Source organism: Fervidobacterium sp., from assembly GCA_026419195.1.
GTDB lineage: Bacteria > Thermotogota > Thermotogae > Thermotogales > Fervidobacteriaceae > Fervidobacterium.
Genome location: JANZZV010000005.1, coordinates 24,541 through 42,464, shown reverse-complemented (window position 1 = coordinate 42,464; position 17,924 = coordinate 24,541). Strand labels below are relative to the sequence as shown.

Sequence of the window (17,924 nt, the reverse complement as noted above, 5' to 3'; positions counted from 1 at the left end):
GGGAAAGAACTTGATAAGATTGATAATCACCGATCTTGATGGCACGTTGCTTGACGATGATAAACATGTGCCAGAAGAGAATATTTTAGCTCTTAAAGAGGCAATGGAGAAAGGGATTCATGTAAGTGTTGCAACAGGTAGGAATTTCTATTCAGCAAAAAGGTACATAGAAGAACTTGGAATTGATGTACCTGTCATTTTTCAAAATGGAGCATTTATTTATCAGTGGATGGAAGAAAAGATAATTTACAAAACGGAACTTGAGTCAGATATTGCAGAGAAAGTTATAAAATTAGCTAGAAAAGAAGACTTGTTTTACATTGTGTACATAGATTTTTTGGAAGAAAAGGATATGTATATAGACGTTAAATACAACGGTGAATTTTCAAAATATCTTGAACAGAATTTATGGAGGATCAATTTTGTAGAAGATGTCGTAAAACATGTTTCAAATAAAAGAAAGATAGCAGAAATTGCACTTGTTGGTGATGAAGACAAGATAAAAATGGTGATAAAAAGAGCGTTAAAAGGCAGCGAAAATTCAACAAGCGTTATAAAAAACAATACAATTAATTCTGAAACTTTTTACGAGATCTTTGGACCCAATTCTTCCAAAGAACTTTCTTTTGAACATCTTTTAAAATACTTCAAAGTCAAGCCTGAGGAAACCATGTATCTAGGTGATAGTTTCAATGATATTGGAATGCTTAAGATAGTTGGTTACCCTGTTGCAATGGATAATGCACACTCGGAAGTAAAGGCTTATGCAAAGTACATAACAAAGTCTAACAACGAAGCAGGTGTTGCATATGCTGTTAGAAAGTGGGCGTTGATTCGTTGAAGATTCTTGTTAGCGTTGCTGTTTTACTGATAGTCAACGTGGCATTTGCTGTAAGCGAACTATCTTACAAAATTCAATATATGATAGGAAATCGACAAGTTAAAGAACTCGATGGACTATTAAGAAAATTAGAGTATGAAAAATTGTCCCCCGACGAATTGGGGGATGTTGTTATTGCATATACAGAACTGTACAGTTGGGGAGGGATGGGGTATAATTACTCCGAAAAAGCGTATCAGTTAGCAGAGGAACTTATAAAAAAATATCCGAATTTTTGGAAGGGTTATTATTCGATGGCAGTTGTATTATCGCATCGTGTTCAAAAAAACAACTTACTTGCTTTAACACTTACATCAAGAATAGACTATAATCTGAACATGGCACTTAAATATGGAAAAGATCAATGGTTGCCACATTTTTTAGCAGCGATTAGATATATAGAAGTACCGTTATTTCCTGACTTAAATAAAGGAGAAGAACTTTTAAAAAGGGCCATCGAATTAGAACCTAATCATATATTTGCCTACGTTGTTTACGGAAGGTTATATGAGAAAAAGAAAAGTTTCTGTCAAGCTGCTGAAATGTACAAAAAAGCTCTTGAATTACCCATTAGACCTGAATGGAAGATCGTAGATGAAGATGCTAAGAAAGAGGCAAAGCAAAGACTTTCGGAGGTGGAGAAAGAGTGTACCAAAAAATAAAAGGAACAGAAGATTTGTACGGCGAGCAGATGAAATACTGGTACTGGATTGAGGAAAAATCAAGAAATCTTGCAAGAATGTATGGTTACGGAGAAATTAGAACTCCCATTTTTGAGGAAACGAAACTTTTCATTCGAAGTGTAGGGCAAGATACCGATATCGTTCAAAAAGAAATGTACACCTTTGAAGATAAAGGCGGAAGAAGTATAACACTTCGCCCGGAAGGGACAGCGCCTGTTGTAAGAGCGTTTCTTGAGAATGGAATGATTGCACAGGGGTTACCTCAAAAATACTTTTACATAGGTCCTATGTTTAGGTACGAAAGACCTCAATCTGGAAGACAAAGGCAATTTCATCAATTTGGTGCTGAAATTTTTGGTACCTCATCAGCAATAGCTGATGCGGAATTAATAATCTTTGTTGACCATCTCCTTAAAGAACTTGGACTTGTGGATTACGAAATATACATAAATTCACTTGGTGATATGCAAGACAGAGCAAATTACAAAGAGGCTTTAAGAAAATACTACTCAAAAAACTTAGATAACTTATGTGATGACTGTAAAGTAAGGTACGAAAGAAACATTCTCAGGTTACTTGATTGCAAAGTTGATGTTGAGTATGCAAAAGACGCGCCAAAAATAGTAGATTACCTTGGAGAAGATTCAAAAAAACACTATGAGGAACTAAAAACCATGCTTGACTTTTTGGGAGTAAATTATGTCGAACAGCCGAGATTAGTACGTGGACTTGACTATTATAATCGCACCGTATTTGAAGTGCACCACAATAAACTGGGAGCCATGAGTGCTATCGCTGGTGGTGGAAGGTACGATGGATTAATAAAAGAACTCGGAGGAAAAGAAGTACCTGCTCTCGGGTTTGCTGCTGGCATAGAGAGACTTATACTTGCACTCAAAGTGGAAAATGTACAAGTTAACGAGATAATAACAAACTTAGTGTATATAGCTCATTTGGGTGGAGATCAAGTTAAAGCTGAAGCACTAAGATTAGCAGAACTACTAAGAAGAGAAGGGATACCAACTGGACTAGAGCTTACCGAAAGAAATTTGGGTGCACAGTTGAAACACGCAGCAAGAATCGGAGCAAGATTTACACTAATAATTGGTGAAAACGAATTAGAAAGAGACGTTGTCGTTGTAAAGAATATGGAAAATGGTCAACAAGTTGAATTTGAAAAAAGTTTTGTAGTAAGTGGTATTAAAGACATGATTGCAGAAAGTTGATAAATAAAATTCCCCACACAAAAGTGTGGGGATTGGCTGGGAGGGGAGGATTCGAACCTCCACTGGCGGATCCAGAGTCCGCGGTCCTGCCATTAGACGACCTCCCAGTGCGATGTATATTTTATCATCTAACAAGAGAGATGTCAATAATCGGAGGTTAGGCTGATGGATATTAGAAATACCTACTTTGTAACTTCATTTTTTTGGAAAAATTACAACGCCGCTTCAAAGGCAAAAATTGATGTTGAAGAAATATTCAAAAAAATAGGACTAAAGGAGTTAAACCTTTTCAAGGACACGATAAATAAAAAGTTTAGAAGAATATCCTTCAAAAAATTAGTAGAGTTACTTTTGACTAATCAAAAACGGTATAAGAATTCCAACGTTATCTTCCAAAACGGTACAGGAATAGATATACTTATCGCGCCAATTCTGAAGAGGGCGTTTAAGGATGGAAAAAGGATAATATTCGTACACGACGTTGAAAGTTTAAGAAGGAAAAGGAAAATTGATTATCTGAGGGAAAAGGCGATATTTCCAAATTTCACACATGCTATTTGCTGGACGCAAGAAATTTCAGACTTCCTAAAAATGGAACTTGGATTTAGTGGTAAAACATATATATATGATATCTGTGATTATTTAACAAATGATATCTCACATTTAGAAAGCGATACAGATAGTATTTTTCCTGTAAATAGTAAGTTTATCATTGCATTTGCTGGCAATCTGAGTAAATGGAAATCAGGTTTCTTAAATTATGTGTTATCCGAACTGTCTCCGAAAAATTACGTTATCCATTTGTATGGAAAGGGTTTTGAAGGTCCGTTAAAGGACGAAATTATGGAATACAAAGGTGCATACCCTCCAGAAGAACTACCTCGGAAAATAAAAGCACACTTTGGACTTGTTTGGGATGGCGAGTCTGTTGAAAATATTTCTGGAACAACGGGAGAATATCTTAGATACAACTTTCCTCACAAAACTTCACTTTATATGGTGAGTGGCTTACCAATAATTGTATGGAAGCAAGCGGCTGTTTATAGAATTGTTAAAGAATATGACATAGGTTTTGGTGTCAACTCACTTAAGGAAATAGATGAAGTACTGTCGAAGTTATCGGAAAGCGAGTATGAAAAATGGAAGAAAAATACGGTAAATCTTGCTTACAAAATCTCCCAGGGAAAGAATTTAGAGAATATTATAAAACAAGTTATCGCTGATTAATCAATAAATTCTTTCTAAAGAAACTCAAAAGCTTATAGAAGTTTCTAAGTAAAAAAATTATAAATTTCTTTTCTTTGTTATATTCCTTACCGTATCCGAAATTTCTTATGGGTCTCAAAAACTTATTTCCGCCGGCGTTATGAACTACTGGAATTAAAGTTCCGTCTTCAAAATAAAATTTTCCGTCTTTTACAAAGTATTTTTTAGTTGATGTTGTTGGAATGAAATTGTAAATTGTGCTGATCTCGCAGAATTGTTCTTTCTTGATCAAATAATTCAAAAGTATTGTTTCAAGCCCCCATTTATCCGGATTTTTGATCATTTTTTCCATATTGTTGACTATTTCTACATAAAGATTGTAAGGAAATATAAGAAATCCGACATTTATAAGCATATTCTTATTTTTTTTCATAAAATCTTTAATTTCCGTAATATCGTAGTTTATATCAGCTTCGGAGATTAATATATCCATGTGTGGTGATATCTCTTCAAAACAACCTCGTATACTTGAGTTACAAAGTTCGAATAGGTGACTTATATCACTTTGAAAGATTATATCTCCAGAATCACAGATCAAAACTTGGTCGTATTTTTTGCCCAGTAAAAAGTCCCTTAATTCGATAAATCTATTATTATTTATTAATCCTTTTCTGTTAGATGCCTCGTATATTAAAAACCCTTCTTCTATGATCTTCTTCCGGATCTCTTCACTCAATCCATGGTCAATTATAAGTAAATCAATGTTTGATAATTCTACATTTTCTTTCAAAGATTTTAACCAGTGATTATACAAGAAATTTTCGTACTTTTTATTGCATGCAGTTGCTATTAAATAACTTTTCAAATTAGATCACTCCTCCGACTTTTTATCGTATTGCTTTTTAATAATTCTCATTATTATGTAAAAGAAAAAAGGTGATAGAAAAAACAGATTCTTGGCTAATTTTACTTGTCGGTAATATGGTGTTTCCTTGGTTAAAACCTTAAATTTACGTACTTGATCCCTAATTTTTTTGTTTTTTATAATCTTTGTCCATTCTTTATAAGGATAACCGTTGAATGCTAAATTTCCAATCACCCATGCGTAGGACGACGGAATTATTTGAGAATCAAAAATCTCCAAAAGATTGAGCTCGCAGTTATTCAGTGCCAAAAATTTCCTCAATCTTTTCATACTCGCTACATTATGAAAAACTTTCATTGATGCAACTTTAGTGCTTGAATCTTTTCTATAAACTGCCAACGAGGTTGCTTTTTCACAAAATACAACTTTTCTAGAAAAAAACAAATATTTTGCTATGAACTCATTATCTTCCCCGTATAAAGCTCCTGGAGTAAAAGATAATCTATGTTTTTCTATTACTTCTTTTTTGAATAGTGCCGAGTTAGTTGAAATATGTACAATACCTGTCAAAAAATCCTTTAAGGCAACCTTAGCATCAGCTTCTATCCAGGGCTTTAAGTACATATCATCATATTTCATTAATATTTTTCCACTTACGGTTACAACGTCTTGTTTACCAAATGAAAGATCAAATTCACCTTTTCCTTCTATTGCCAGAACCAGATTTTCAATGCTTTCTTCAGTCAACATATCGTCTCCGTCTAAGAATTTTATATAATCACCGCAAGTTACTTTCATTCCTTCGTTTCTTGCAACACTTACTCCTTTGTTCTCCTGATTGAGAATTTTATATTTTATTTTGCTACCAATTAAAGAATCTCTTGCTACTTCTAAAGTGCGATCTTGTGAACCGTCGTTAACTACTATGATTTCAAAATTTTTGTAGGTTTGGTTAAATAAGCTATTCAAAGTGTTGCTTATATATTTTTCCACGTTAAATGCTGGAATAATAATAGAAATCTTAGGCGATTTTTTCATCCATTACCTCCCGAATTTTTCAGATGCCTTGCTATCAAAAATCGTACATCGCCAATCAGAATCCTTTTTATGTTATTCGGTATATAATTAATAGAGATTATAAGAGCAAATACTGTCAAGGAAAAATGTACATACCAGAACTTGTATAGAAAATTGAAAATGTCGGTAAATCCAATAGCTTTTATTATTGGAAAGTACATGATTGCTACAAGTGCGGAAATTATTCCATGGTATGAGAAGACAAAAAGAGCATTCATTGCCAGTTTCTGTAGGAAATTTTTAACAAACGTATTTGTTATAGTACTGCCGACGAATAAAGCGATCGGTAATAAAGAAAACTCTCCAATAAAAGTTAAAAGAACATTGTGAAAATTGTGGGTGTACCACGATACTTCACCGTTAACTAAAACAATTACAATAAAGACAGCTAAAGAAATTAGTAGTGCGTACCATTTGATATTTACTCTCTTCTCTTTTGCCCATCTACCAATCTCTGTGAAAGGGATGCTTATCAGTGCAGTACCAATTCTAAACAGCAAAGGCTTTAAGCCTAGGAACCTTAGAGCTATTCCAAAGAGTATTACAGTTATCAATATTGTAGTATTTTTTCTTGAGAAGTGATAGAATACATCTGAAACGAACAAAGCTAACAGAAACCATAAGGGAGCTATTATAATAGCAATTTCGTCACCTTTGATCACTCTTGCTAAAAGAAGGTTTTTAAAGTATTCTTGTCTTTGGTAAATTAGAATTTCTTCCGGTGAAAAGAGTACAAAAAGGATAGTTCCCAGAATTCCAACAAAATAGTATGTTAAAATCAGTTGCAGTCTTGAAAATATTAAGTTCCTAAACGGTCTATCGTGCCATTGGTATCCTCTCACAAAAAACAAAACCGGTATTCCGTAACTGAAAAATGTAACAAGTAATTTTGGAGCAAAGGTATGAAGCATGATAACAATCAAAAGTATTAAACCTTCTACGACCAGAGGATTAAAATTTCTTTTCATACACTCTTCCCCCAAGAATTTAACAATATAAAGAACAAATTTGAATTTCTTGCTATCAAGGTTCTATAAGTCTGTTATGTTCCAGACTAACACTACCACCTACTACTTGCGCCTCCTCCACCGCTATCGCTGCCACCAAACGAGCCATTTGAATCGCTGTCGTCTTCTGTGAAAAGTTCATTACCGCACCACTGATGATGTTCTTGGCTGTAGTTGAATAAATATACATTTTCTTAAGCACTACACCTAGTTTTCTCTTGTCAAGCATTTTGAATGTACTCTGTCGAAAGCAATTATCATAGCCCAAATGAAAAAAACTAAAAACACCAAGATTATAATTGATCCTACAATTAGCTGAATTTTCTCAGGTAGCTCCAATCTTTTCTCTTGTTCAAACTCTTCATCTGAAACTGGTTTCAATTTCGTATTGTATTCTTTTTCTATTTCCTTGGCCAAAGCAATATAGCCATAGTATACACCTTTTGAATAATCTTTTTTCTTGAGGTAAGGTAGGATGCATTCATCTCTTATTCTACCAGTTTCTCCGTCGGTAATTGCTCCTTCAAGCCCATAGCCTACTTCTATTCTCATAACTCGATCTTTTATTGCAACAAGCAAAAGTACACCGTTATCTTTGCCTTTTTGACCTATTCCCCAGTTTCTAAACAATTCATTAGCGTATTCTTCTACACTTAACTGTTCTGTTGTGTTTATTATCACAACTGTGAGTTCTGACGTAGTTTTTTCTTCAAGTTCTTTACCTATGCTGATTATCTTTTCCACAACGTCTTTGTTTATTAACCCTACATAATCGTTTATATATTTCAGGGAAGTTGGTTGTGGAAAATTCACACCAATAATTAAAATCGAAAGGCTTATGAAAACTAATACAAATAATTTAATCTTTTCCCCATAAAATCGCCTCCGCGTCTGGGGTTAACGGTGTCTACCATTTTCCACTTGCACCACCACCGCCACTGCGTCCGCCACCAAATCTACCAAAACCACCTCCGGAAGATCCTTTAAAACCTCTGCTACTGCCAAATCCACCTGGACCAAATGGTCCACTTGGCCCCATAGGACCTCTGTACTGAACTCCAGCAGAAAGAATTAACAGTACTATTATTAAGGTTACAACAAAAATTATAAATTCTTCGATGGCTGGCCTTCTATTCTGCGTCGTTGCCGGTAATTGCGAGTTTATATCAAATGCCAAATCTATATTGTATTCTTTTGCTATTTCCTTTGCAAGAGCTAAATAGCCATAATAGACCCCCTTTGAATAGTCACCTTCTTTAAAATATGGAATTATATATTCATCTCTTATTCTTCCTGCCTTCCCATCCGGAATAGCCCCTTCAAGTCCATATCCAATCTCTATCCTCATTTGTCTGTCTTTAATGGCAACTAATAACAATACTCCATTATCTTTTCCCTTCTGTCCGATGCCCCATTTTCTGAACAATTCAACCGCATATTCTTCTATTGTCATATTTCCAACAGTATCTATTATCACTGTAGTTAGTTGTGCTCCAGACTTATCCTCTAATTCTTTTCCCAAGGAAATTATCTTCTCAGCAATTGCCTTATCTATTATTCCAACGTAGTCATTAATATATTTGTACGGCGTTGGACTTGGAAAATCAATTCCTAAGAATCTTACCCAAAACGATATAAATATTAAAAATAAAGCCGTTTTTCTCAAAATGCTCACTCCTTATAAGTGAAGTGTTTCATTATATCAAGCTTTATTTTTTCGTATTCTTCGAGGAATTTATCGACTTGTGTAAAAGGTTGTGCTGAAAATAAGTTGTTGAGTTCTAAAACGAAGGAACCAACAATTTTCTCCGATATTGAAAAATACTTTGCAGGCATCAGATTGTGCTTTTTTCTTAAAAGAGATACTATTTCAGATAAAAGAGGTCTAAATTCATCCATAACAGTTTTATCTATTATAAAGAAATTTATTCCGTCATCGTTTATTACTGTCTTGCAGATTTTATAAACACCGTCTTTGTATTTTTCAATCCTTTGGAATAATTCGCTATCAACTTTCGAAGCAAATGAGAATGATTCATAACCAAGTATTTTTTCACTATAAATCTCCTTTTTTAAAAATTCCTCAGGTCCTGATACTCCAATAAACTTCGTTTTAAAAGGTAGTTTAATTATACCACACTGTAAGTTACATTGCTCGTTTGTAATCATCTCAAAAGTCCTTTTAAAGTATTCAAAGCTCCTTAGCTCTTGTGTTTTATAAATAGCTGGTGATAAAGCCATTGGCTGGGATAAAGAGATACCAATTAACTTCTCGTTTGAGGTGGTTACTATAAAGTTCATAAAGAATGGGAATTTTCTCTGGTAAATATTTACCGTCGTATTCTTGTCATGTTCTTTTCGATAACAACTTACCACCGCCACGTGGCGGTGGTAAACATCGAGACTTTCTTTTTTGCTTTCAAGAAAATTTAATAGTTCTGTGCTGTCAAAATCAACAGATTCGATACTTTTAAGTTCTAAAGGACCTATGTACATGCTCAACCTCCACTAATCAAAAACAGCTAGTTACATGTAAATGATCTTGCGTTTGTCATAGTTAGTTATTGTCAAGCATGGGCATCTTAATTCCGTGTTTTTTTGCAGTCTGAATAGCTATTTCATATCCAGCATCTGCATGTCTAACTACTCCCATACCTACATCATTTGTTAGTACTCTTTCGAGCTTTTGTTTTGTAAGATCCGTTCCGTCCGCAACAATTACGACACCAGCGTGTATAGAATAACCTATACCAACTCCTCCACCGTGGTGTATAGATACCCAAGTGGCTCCGCTTGCAACATTCAGCATAGCATTCAAAAGTGGCCAATCAGCAATTGCGTCGCTTCCATCTTTCATTGCTTCAGTTTCGCGATACGGACTTGCAACCGATCCTGTGTCATGGTGATCTCTACCAATAACAATTGGTGCTTCGAGTTGTCCTTTTTTGACCATTTCATTCATAGCAAGTCCCATTTGCGCCCTTTGACCTTGTCCAAGCCAACAGATTCTTGCAGGCAATCCTTGCCACTTCACTTTTTCCCGAGCCATTTGTATCCATTTTCTCAAATGCTCGTCTTCACCGAACAACTCGAGAACTTTTTCGTCAGTTTTATAAATATCTTCTGGGTTACCTGATAACGCTACCCATCTGAATGGTCCTTTTCCTTCACAGAAAAGATCCCTTATATATTCTGGTACATATCCAGGTATATTGAATGCATCTTTTACCCCATGATCTTGAGCTAACCTTCTAATGTTGTTACCATATTCAAACACCTTCGCACCTTGTCTTTGCATTTCCAGTATAGCTTCTACATGTTTTACTACACTGGCATAAACCATTTCAAGATATTTTTGCGGGTTTTCTTTTCTTAACTTGACGGCTTCATCAAATGATATACCAGCAGGTATGTATCCATTTAATGGGTCGTGAGCAGCTGTTTGATCGGTGACAACATCCGGTATAATTCCCCTTCTTACAAGTTCTGGATGTACATCAGCCGCGTTTGCAAGCAGTCCAATGGATAGTGGCCTACCCTCTCTTACAGCCTCTTTTGCCATCTTTATAGCCTCTTCGAGATTATCTGTCCAAGTGTCGAGATATCCCGTCTTCAATCTTCTATCTATCATCCGTTTATCAACTTCAACAGCGATTACAACACCATCGTTCATGGTAACAGCGAGTGGTTGAGCTCCTCCCATCTCTCCAAGCCCAGCTGTTAGAATAAGCTTACCTCTTAGCGTACCTCCAAAATACTTTCTTGCAACCGCATAAAATGTTTCATAAGTACCCTGCAATATCCCCTGCGTACCTATGTATATCCAACTACCAGCGGTCATCTGTCCGTACATTATTAATCCGCGTGACTCAAGTTCATTAAAATATTCCCAAGTTGCCCATTTGGGAACGAGGTTTGAATTTGCAATCAAAACCCTTGGTGCCCATTCATGAGTTTTCCATACAGCTACCGGTTTTCCGCTTTGAACAAGTAATGTTTCATCATTTTCAAGATTTTTGAGTGTTTCAACTATCTTATGAAAGCTTTCCCAATTTCTTGCTGCCTTACCTTTTCCTCCATAAACTATTAAATTTGCGGGATCTCTTGCAACTTCTGGATCAAGATTGTTCATAAGCATACGCATTGCTGCTTCTGTTTGCCACGACTTACATGTTATCTGCGTACCACGTGGAGCCTTTATAACCTCTGTCATACACGCACCTCCTTAAGTCTAGTATACTTAATTTTAATTATAACATTCAGGCGTAGTGTTTACACTCTCAAAAAGTGTGGCTATTATACAGCAAAAAGAAGATTAAAAAACAACTAGTGAGGTCATCAATAAAAAAACAACCTCGAAATTGTTTATTCGAGGTTGTTGGCCATTTGTGAAAAATATTTTAACTTTGCTGTGTTGCGATAACTTTTCTTATAAGCTCATCGCAAAATTCACCCTTTAGTCCGGGGGTATTGGATAAATTAACAAGCATTCTCATAAATGCCTCAAAAGAATCTTTTGGAACAACTTTTGACAACTTTATGAGATTTTTAGAAATTAACTCTGCATTGTTCTTCATTTTTTCGAGTGTTTTATCATCAACCGTTGAAATAAAATCTATTAGTCTTATCAATAATCCGTTTGCTTGATGGATGTCTAACTGAGTAGGTATATCACCATTTATCAATATTTCATATGGACTTGGTATTTTGGATGAAATTGTTCTATCAACGAATACCTTTGCTGCTTCTGGACCAACTATCCCACTTGCGAGAACATAGGAATATTCTCGCTTTTCTTCTTCATTAAGTACAGATAGCACGCGACTTAACTTATACCAACTTCTTGGACTTGGTTTTACTGAGGCTTTTAAAGAAACGCTACTTTGTACAGATAAAAATTCAGGATATTTTTCTATGAATTCTATTACTTCAGCTGAAAGATTATTTTCATTTGCCCATTTTATCCACTCTCTTGGTTCTGGATGAATCTCGAGCACGAAAAATCTTGACAAGAACGCTGGATCTGTTATCAATTCTACTTGATCGTAATCTTCGTCTGGTGGGTTCATAGACGCCATTATCCATGTACCCTTAGGTAAAATATGATTATGTATTCTTTTATCGATAAGTAGCTGCATTATTGCATTTCTTATACTTCTATGAGCCCTGTTTATTTCATCAAGAAAGATTATAACATTCCCATCATCTGGCCACCAATCAGGTGCCAAAAATTTCGTTCTATTTTCATCCTTCGCTGGTAAACCGATTAAATCACCGGGCTCCATTTGTGATAGTACAAGGATAATGAGCCTTCTCCCAGTTTCCGTAGCTATCTGTCTTGCAACATCCGTTTTTCCAACACCAAAGTGTCCTATCAAAAGCGGTATCTCGCCAGCTTCCATTATTTTTTGCGACAAAAACTTAACTTCGCTTACTGTCAAAAAATTCACACCCCTTGTGGTAGTCTAAAGTTTCCGATTCAAAAATCGGACCAAGAGCAAAACTCGGATGCTTTGTTCAAATCGATTCTGTTGACTGTGTATTTTCTACCTCTGGTTCGAACAGATTCTTTGCTATGCTTTCAAACGAAGCACCACCTGCTTGTCTCACAAGTTCTTCTATCATACTTTCATCCTTAAACGTATCAGTCAGGCTGTACACAAATGTCCTCCCAGATTTACGTCTTTTTATAACTCCTGAAACCAAAAGTTGTTTAATCAAGTTAGTTGAATCTTTTGCACGCATACTGTCTATCTCAAGTTTTGTGGCTTGCTTTCGCACAGCTAAAAAAATAGCAACCTCAAGCTGAGCAGGCGAAAGACTCCCAAGGTTTCGTCTTTTCGCAACCTTGGAAACAAAGTTTGAAAATTTTGATTTAGTGTAAAATCTTAAGTATCCTTCGATTTCCTTTAACTCTATTCCATGCGAGGAAGAAGAATATTCATCCACGATTTGGGATATTATATTATCGATTTCATCTTCCTGAAAGTTTGTTAAATTTTTAATCGTTTGCTTGTCTATTCCTCTCGATGCGAATATCAAAGCTTCTATAAGTGCCTTCTTTTCTTCTAAAATCTCTTTATTCTGATTATCATTGTGCAGCGACATTTGTTTTCACCACTCTTCTTAAGACAAAATCATCATCTATTGTGTACTTCTCAAACCTTATTAATTCTAAAATAGCTAAGAATTTAACAATAATTTCGTACTTCGATTTGCTCTCCCTTAGAAGGTCATACAAACTTACTATTTCATATTTCTCTTCTATATGCTGCATTATCTTTTCAATGGAAAAAGCTTCTTTTTTAATTATATAAACCTTTCTTTTGACATCAACTTCCTGAAGAGCAGCTTTTACTATTCTAAGAAGCTTTCTTTCATCTATTTTTGGAAACACATAGGGAACTTTTACAGGATATTGATCGGCGTCGTTGTGCTTCAATACATGTTCTGTGAGTTCTTTCAGACGTGCGTACTCTTCTATTCTCCTAAGAAGCAGTTCTCTTTTGTACTCATATTCTTTCCTTTCCTTTTCGTTCAACGAAGGTAACAAACTTTTTGATTTTAACTCAAGTAAATAGGCGGCAGTTGCTATAAATTCTGATGTCACATTTATGTTAAATTCTTTCATTTGGTTTACATAATATAAAAACTCATCCGCCAGTTGGGAAATAGACAACTGACGGATATCGATTTGCCTTTTCTGAATTAGGTATAACAACAGATCCAATGGACCTTCAAACACCTCAAGCTTAAAACGTAATTCCATTATTTAGATTAGAAGAATCCCTCTTCTTCCACTATAGATTCGTAAGGAATCTCATACACTTCGAGAATTCCTGCAACGCTTTCAGCATCTTTGCTATCAACTTTTATCGAAACTAATCGATTACCATTATCTTTTAACGTTAATATAGATAATATGTTTATGCGATTGTTTGCAAGCACGTCAATAACTTTTTTCAATTCCCCCGGCTTATCTTCCAACGTGAGATTTATTCTTATTCCATGTTCATCCATTGCAGATATTTCAGTCATAGCCTCAAGTACCTCTTGGATTGTTAAGACCCCTATAACCTCACTGTTCGAATTGACTACAGGAAGCACAGTTTCTTTGTTTTCAATAAGCATCATAGCTGCTTCTTCTATGGTTGAATCTTCTACGATATAAAAGTCTGGGAATATTACATAACTTCCAACCTTTTCTTCCATTTCTACTTCCTTAACAACCGATTTATGAAGCAAACCATCGAATTTACCATCTTCGTCTACGACCAAACAATAATCGCAAGAATGTTTTCTCATTTCATGAAGAGCTTCAGAGATCGTTTGAGAATTTTTTACTTTTGGATAAAATGTATTGACCCATCTGACTGCTTTCATGTTATTTACCTCCTCCTAAGTCGTGAGATCTCGTAAAGCATTTCAGAAGTAATAATAATACATGTATCCGTTATCCGAACAGTAAATGGAAAATGCATTTTGTAAATTCTTTATACCAAAAATTTCCAAGGGATAATCACCTGTTTCATAAACTTCTACGTTTTTTCCATCCGTTGTTACCATGACTTTATTGTGTGGAGCACTAAGCACAACGATAAATTCTCCTACTTTTTTAACGGCGGTAGGCGTATATGGCACTTTGAAAGAGCTCTGAACAGTATCGTTTTTTACAATATAAATTGCTGAACTTGACATACACGCAATATAATAATTTGTCCCATCATAAAATGCACTTGATAAATAAGACGCCAACTTTAAGCTTTTTCCAGTTCTTAGATTGTAAACTTGTCCGCCCCTTGTATCAATCAATAGATCACCAACCAACATAGATGGTGTTGTTAATCCCAAATCTTTTGGTGTTTCGTTTATGAACTCAATATCGTAGTTATCGTTCCACAAATAGGTTGCGAAAACCTTTTTATTCCAAGAAAAAATGTAAGAAGGTGCACCAGAAAATTTGTAAGTTGAGACACGATTTAGCTCTTTATCAACGATGTGTAATTCTCCGCCCTCTAAAAGGACGTAAATTTTATCACCTTGCATCAGAGAACCTTGTATTCTTCTTTGAAAGCTTAACCTTTTCATCTGCAAAAATTCATCTGAAACCTTTGCGACGTATCGTCCAACTCTATCTACGACAAAGTAACAGTCGTCGTATTGATAAACGTTTATAACAAAATCACCAACATGATCATGGGAATAAACTACTGACTTTTCTACAAGATCGTATATCACCATTTTTTTGTTGAATGGATCTAAAAAAATCACATTGCCATTCGATTGAAAACTCCTGAAAGAATACTTAACACCTATGAAAACCTTCTCGATATTAAGTGCAAAAAAAACAGTACCAAGGATCAGAAATATAAAAACCAATACTTTTAGAAGTTTTTGCATAGTTCCACCAGCAACTCCTTTGCAATCTCTTCTTTCGTTCCTTCCAATTCCACTATAGCCTTATTCCTGAAAACTAAAAACACGTGGTTTCTGTCACTTCCCATAGCGCTCTTTGCATCGTTTGCAACGATAACGTCTGCGTTTTTTCGTGACAGCTTGTTGTAAGCATTTTCGACGATATTTTCCGTTTCCGCGGCAAAACCTACAACGATTTGGTCCTTCCTTCTTGAAAAGCCAACACTTTCGAGTATATCTGGAGTTTTTTCAAGTTCCAAAACAAGTTTGTCAGAACTTTTTTTAATCTTTTGTTCAGCTATTTGCTTTGGTTTATAGTCTGCAACAGCGGCACACATTATTAGTATATCACAATCGTCCTTTTTGTCCAAAACAGCTTTGTACATTTGCTCTGCAGACTTAACAGGCACTATTTCATCGACAAAAAACGGATAATCTAGACAAGTAGGTCCGGTTATTAGCACAACTTTTGCGCCAAGGCGTTTAGCAACGGTTGCGATGGCATATCCCATCTTCCCACTTGAATGATTCGATATGTACCTTACAGGATCAATAGCTTCAACAGTGGGTCCGGCTGTCACAAGAACACATTTGTTCTTCAACAATTTTTCTTCCTTCAAAATTTTAATGAACTCTATTATTTTTTCATTTTCCGGATAACGACCTTTGCCCACCTCGCCACATGCTAAATGTCCACTTTCGGGACTTAACACATACCATCCAAATTCCGAAAGCTTTTTAATATTCTCCTGAGTTATCTCATTTTCATACATTCTTGTGTTCATAGTAGGAACCAATATCTTTAGCTTTTTATCAAATGCTAAGGCAGTTGTTGTTAAAAGATTATCAGCTATTCCGTTAGATAATTTTGCAATCGTGTTAGCAGTCGCTGGGGCAACGATGAACACATCTGCCCACTTAGAGAGTTCCGTATGAATAATCCATCCTGATTCAATTTCATAGGTATCTGTGTAAACTTTGCAATTCCCAACAGAGGAAAAGACAATGGGATTAATCAATTTTGCTGCATTTTCAGTCATTATAATTTGCAAATTCCAACCTTGCTTTCTGATTTTGCTTGCCAAATCAACGGCCTTATATATTGCTATTCCAGATGATACCGCTAGGAGAACATTCATATTAATTCCCCCTATGAAAGCAGAAGTAGTAAGCCCCCATTGCACAAAGCTAAATTAATTATACCATGCTTTTAAACTTTTCAATAATCATACTCTACAAAACCTATTTTTACCGAATCAATGTTCACCAAAAACATATCTTCTCTTTCCTTTGCCCACTTTGGAGAAAGTTCAAGCGTTCTCAAATAAGTGTACCAATCATTCAATTGTCTTACCACAAACACAACATCAACTTTTGAAAGTGGTGATTTTTTCTCTACGTATACAGTTCTACTGACAACGATAAAATCTTCCAACATTCTTACTGGTAATGCCAATTTTTCAAAAAACTCTACAATTTCTTTGAGTGAACTAACAACTTTAACAGAGAATATAGCCCTGATATCGCCACTTTCTTCAAGGTATCTAGCAATATCTTCGATTGACTTTACTGAGCTGTAACTAAACCTGTTCATCACCAAGGGGATGGATGGTTGAGACAAGAGATACCTTGAGATACCAATATTTCTCAACATTTCGACGGAAAGCGGTCTTTTAAGGTTTATATCTACTCTTCTTTGAAGTGTTCTCAACATTATGGCAAGATAAGATGGTTTTACTGGACTTCCATCTTCTGTTGAAATAATGTATTCATCCCTTCCTTCGTACTTTTCAAGATATTTTCTCAACATCTGAGGGATTTCAAAAGGTAGCGGATAATTTTCAAGGAAGATCTTTCCATCCTTTATGTTAGTTCCCTTTAGCAGGACAATATCTCCGGACTTAAGACCAGAGAGCGCGGCAAGTCCTACCAATATGACGTACTTATCATTTCCTTTTTGTGCAATCTTTTCTGCCTCCCTAAAAACTTTCCAAAAATCGAGGTAAGTAACAATTTCCTGTTCAGTTTTTTTGTAAGGAACTTTCAATTCCTCGATTAAGTGAGCATATATACTTGGATAAAATCTTTGCAGTACAGCCCTTAGAGGTACAAAATATTGTCTCCACGCTGTCATTTTGTAGTTGTTCTTCACATATTCTATCCATTTTTCGACATTTTCTTGTGTAATTTCCCCGTTAGTAAATTTGAGAAACGATTTTAGAGTTTCGATGTAGTTTGCCATCGTCGCTGGTGATATCCTTTTTGAAACAAAATATTCTCTGAACCTTTCCAACTCTGGGAATTTTTGAACAACTTCCATAAATAAATTCCTCCTTTTCGTGATAATTTAAATGAATGAATTTAACATTCCAATTTAATAATATTATACACCCCAAGATTTTAAGTATAGAGACAAAACGGTTAAATTTATGTTAGTTATGCTAACAATTTGAAAATATGCATTAAGTTGTGGAAATCGCTTATATGGCTTAATTTTGAATTGTTTTTTCATTTTTCTTTGTTTTTCTATTGACTTCTTCTATATGAATATGTTAAAATACATAA

Annotated in this window: 19 protein-coding genes and 1 tRNA gene; 4 read left to right on the top strand and 16 right to left on the bottom strand. The window is 35.2% G+C overall.

The genetic code is table 11. From position 1 onward, the window contains the following. Nucleotides 1-10: 10 nt before the first annotated feature. Genes N2Z58_04955 through hisS form a run of 3 tightly spaced genes read left to right on the top strand, consistent with a single transcriptional unit; the run spans nt 11 to nt 2,789 of the window. Nucleotides 11-841, top strand: a complete 831-nt coding sequence (locus tag N2Z58_04955) for an HAD family hydrolase (GenBank protein MCX7654005.1) — start codon at nt 11-13, stop codon at nt 839-841. Next, a complete protein-coding gene (locus tag N2Z58_04950) occupies nt 838-1,542 on the top strand; it encodes a hypothetical protein (GenBank protein ID MCX7654004.1) in 705 nt (234 codons plus the stop codon). Before N2Z58_04955 ends, N2Z58_04950 begins: the two co-directional genes overlap by 4 nt. Then, complete coding sequence (gene hisS, locus N2Z58_04945) at nt 1,527-2,789, top strand: histidine--tRNA ligase (protein MCX7654003.1); 1,263 nt, start codon at nt 1,527-1,529, stop codon at nt 2,787-2,789. The genes N2Z58_04950 and hisS overlap by 16 nt, the downstream gene beginning before the upstream one ends. A 33-nt stretch (nt 2,790-2,822) precedes the next feature. On the opposite strand, the gene N2Z58_04940 is transcribed toward hisS, so the two are convergent. Next, nucleotides 2,823-2,896, bottom strand: a tRNA-Gln gene (locus tag N2Z58_04940). Nucleotides 2,897-2,954: 58 nt separating this feature from the next. Between N2Z58_04940 and N2Z58_04935 the strand changes: the two genes are divergently transcribed. Beyond that, complete coding sequence (locus tag N2Z58_04935; GenBank protein ID MCX7654002.1) at nt 2,955-4,016, top strand: hypothetical protein; 1,062 nt, start codon at nt 2,955-2,957, stop codon at nt 4,014-4,016. On the opposite strand, the gene N2Z58_04930 is transcribed toward N2Z58_04935, so the two are convergent. The 15 genes from N2Z58_04930 to N2Z58_04860 all read right to left on the bottom strand — a co-directional run bounded on the left by N2Z58_04930 (nt 4,003) and on the right by N2Z58_04860 (nt 17,679). Further along, entirely contained in the window at nt 4,003-4,860 is an 858-nt protein-coding gene (locus N2Z58_04930; GenBank protein ID MCX7654001.1) for a hypothetical protein, read from the bottom strand. The two genes, N2Z58_04935 and N2Z58_04930, sit on opposite strands and share 14 nt — an antisense overlap. A 6-nt stretch (nt 4,861-4,866) precedes the next feature. Beyond that, nucleotides 4,867-5,898: a glycosyltransferase family 2 protein gene (locus N2Z58_04925; protein ID MCX7654000.1), complete on the bottom strand. Its 1,032-nt coding sequence runs from the start codon at nt 5,896-5,898 to the stop codon at nt 4,867-4,869. Beyond that, nucleotides 5,895-6,905, bottom strand: coding sequence for a hypothetical protein (locus tag N2Z58_04920; protein ID MCX7653999.1), 1,011 nt, complete (start codon nt 6,903-6,905; stop codon nt 5,895-5,897). Before N2Z58_04920 ends, N2Z58_04925 begins: the two co-directional genes overlap by 4 nt. Nucleotides 6,906-6,960: 55 nt before the next feature. Then, a complete protein-coding gene (locus tag N2Z58_04915; protein ID MCX7653998.1) occupies nt 6,961-7,173 on the bottom strand; it encodes a hypothetical protein in 213 nt (70 codons plus the stop codon). After that, complete coding sequence (locus tag N2Z58_04910; protein ID MCX7653997.1) at nt 7,152-7,757, bottom strand: TPM domain-containing protein; 606 nt, start codon at nt 7,755-7,757, stop codon at nt 7,152-7,154. Before N2Z58_04910 ends, N2Z58_04915 begins: the two co-directional genes overlap by 22 nt. A 94-nt stretch (nt 7,758-7,851) precedes the next feature. Beyond that, the gene (locus N2Z58_04905) at nt 7,852-8,619 is read right to left on the bottom strand and encodes a TPM domain-containing protein (protein MCX7653996.1); all 768 of its coding nucleotides are present in this window, start codon (nt 8,617-8,619) and stop codon (nt 7,852-7,854) included. Beyond that, the gene (locus N2Z58_04900) at nt 8,616-9,440 is read right to left on the bottom strand and encodes a DUF4895 domain-containing protein (GenBank protein ID MCX7653995.1); all 825 of its coding nucleotides are present in this window, start codon (nt 9,438-9,440) and stop codon (nt 8,616-8,618) included. The genes N2Z58_04905 and N2Z58_04900 overlap by 4 nt, the downstream gene beginning before the upstream one ends. Before the next feature lie 61 nt (nt 9,441-9,501). Then, nucleotides 9,502-11,157, bottom strand: coding sequence for a urocanate hydratase (gene hutU / locus N2Z58_04895; GenBank protein ID MCX7653994.1), 1,656 nt, complete (start codon nt 11,155-11,157; stop codon nt 9,502-9,504). Between the two features lie 187 nt (nt 11,158-11,344). Then, a complete protein-coding gene (locus N2Z58_04890) occupies nt 11,345-12,385 on the bottom strand; it encodes a MoxR family ATPase (protein ID MCX7653993.1) in 1,041 nt (346 codons plus the stop codon). Nucleotides 12,386-12,461: 76 nt separating this feature from the next. Further along, entirely contained in the window at nt 12,462-13,052 is a 591-nt protein-coding gene (locus tag N2Z58_04885) for an SMC-Scp complex subunit ScpB (protein MCX7653992.1), read from the bottom strand. After that, a complete protein-coding gene (locus N2Z58_04880; GenBank protein ID MCX7653991.1) occupies nt 13,036-13,674 on the bottom strand; it encodes a segregation/condensation protein A in 639 nt (212 codons plus the stop codon). The genes N2Z58_04885 and N2Z58_04880 overlap by 17 nt, the downstream gene beginning before the upstream one ends. 47 nt (nt 13,675-13,721) lie before the next feature. Beyond that, nucleotides 13,722-14,327 (bottom strand): CBS domain-containing protein, encoded by a 606-nt coding sequence (locus N2Z58_04875; GenBank protein MCX7653990.1) that lies wholly within the window; start codon nt 14,325-14,327, stop codon nt 13,722-13,724. Between the two features lie 42 nt (nt 14,328-14,369). Beyond that, nucleotides 14,370-15,344 carry a hypothetical protein gene (locus N2Z58_04870; GenBank protein MCX7653989.1) on the bottom strand — a complete coding sequence of 325 codons (975 nt, stop codon included), beginning with the start codon at nt 15,342-15,344 and terminating at the stop codon, nt 14,370-14,372. Continuing rightward, a complete protein-coding gene (coaBC, locus tag N2Z58_04865) occupies nt 15,329-16,498 on the bottom strand; it encodes a bifunctional phosphopantothenoylcysteine decarboxylase/phosphopantothenate--cysteine ligase CoaBC (GenBank protein ID MCX7653988.1) in 1,170 nt (389 codons plus the stop codon). Before coaBC ends, N2Z58_04870 begins: the two co-directional genes overlap by 16 nt. A gap of 80 nt (nt 16,499-16,578) precedes the next feature. After that, nucleotides 16,579-17,679 carry a hypothetical protein gene (locus tag N2Z58_04860; GenBank protein ID MCX7653987.1) on the bottom strand — a complete coding sequence of 367 codons (1,101 nt, stop codon included), beginning with the start codon at nt 17,677-17,679 and terminating at the stop codon, nt 16,579-16,581. Between the last annotated feature and the right edge of the window lie 245 nt (nt 17,680-17,924).

Excerpts from the sequence above, each read along its gene's own strand:
- N2Z58_04935 (MCX7654002.1), top strand. The coding sequence starts at position 2,955 with ATGGATATTAGAAATACCTACTTTGTAACTTCATTTTTTTGGAAAAAT.
- N2Z58_04925 (MCX7654000.1), bottom strand. The coding sequence starts at position 5,898 with ATGAAAAAATCGCCTAAGATTTCTATTATTATTCCAGCATTTAACGTG.
- N2Z58_04920 (MCX7653999.1), bottom strand. The coding sequence starts at position 6,905 with ATGAAAAGAAATTTTAATCCTCTGGTCGTAGAAGGTTTAATACTTTTG.
- N2Z58_04915 (MCX7653998.1), bottom strand. The coding sequence starts at position 7,173 with ATGCTTGACAAGAGAAAACTAGGTGTAGTGCTTAAGAAAATGTATATT.
- N2Z58_04900 (MCX7653995.1), bottom strand. The coding sequence starts at position 9,440 with ATGTACATAGGTCCTTTAGAACTTAAAAGTATCGAATCTGTTGATTTT.
- hutU (MCX7653994.1), bottom strand. The coding sequence starts at position 11,157 with ATGACAGAGGTTATAAAGGCTCCACGTGGTACGCAGATAACATGTAAG.
- N2Z58_04885 (MCX7653992.1), bottom strand. The coding sequence starts at position 13,052 with ATGTCGCTGCACAATGATAATCAGAATAAAGAGATTTTAGAAGAAAAG.
- N2Z58_04875 (MCX7653990.1), bottom strand. The coding sequence starts at position 14,327 with ATGAAAGCAGTCAGATGGGTCAATACATTTTATCCAAAAGTAAAAAAT.
- N2Z58_04870 (MCX7653989.1), bottom strand. The coding sequence starts at position 15,344 with ATGCAAAAACTTCTAAAAGTATTGGTTTTTATATTTCTGATCCTTGGT.
- coaBC (MCX7653988.1), bottom strand. The coding sequence starts at position 16,498 with ATGAATGTTCTCCTAGCGGTATCATCTGGAATAGCAATATATAAGGCC.
- N2Z58_04860 (MCX7653987.1), bottom strand. The coding sequence starts at position 17,679 with ATGGAAGTTGTTCAAAAATTCCCAGAGTTGGAAAGGTTCAGAGAATAT.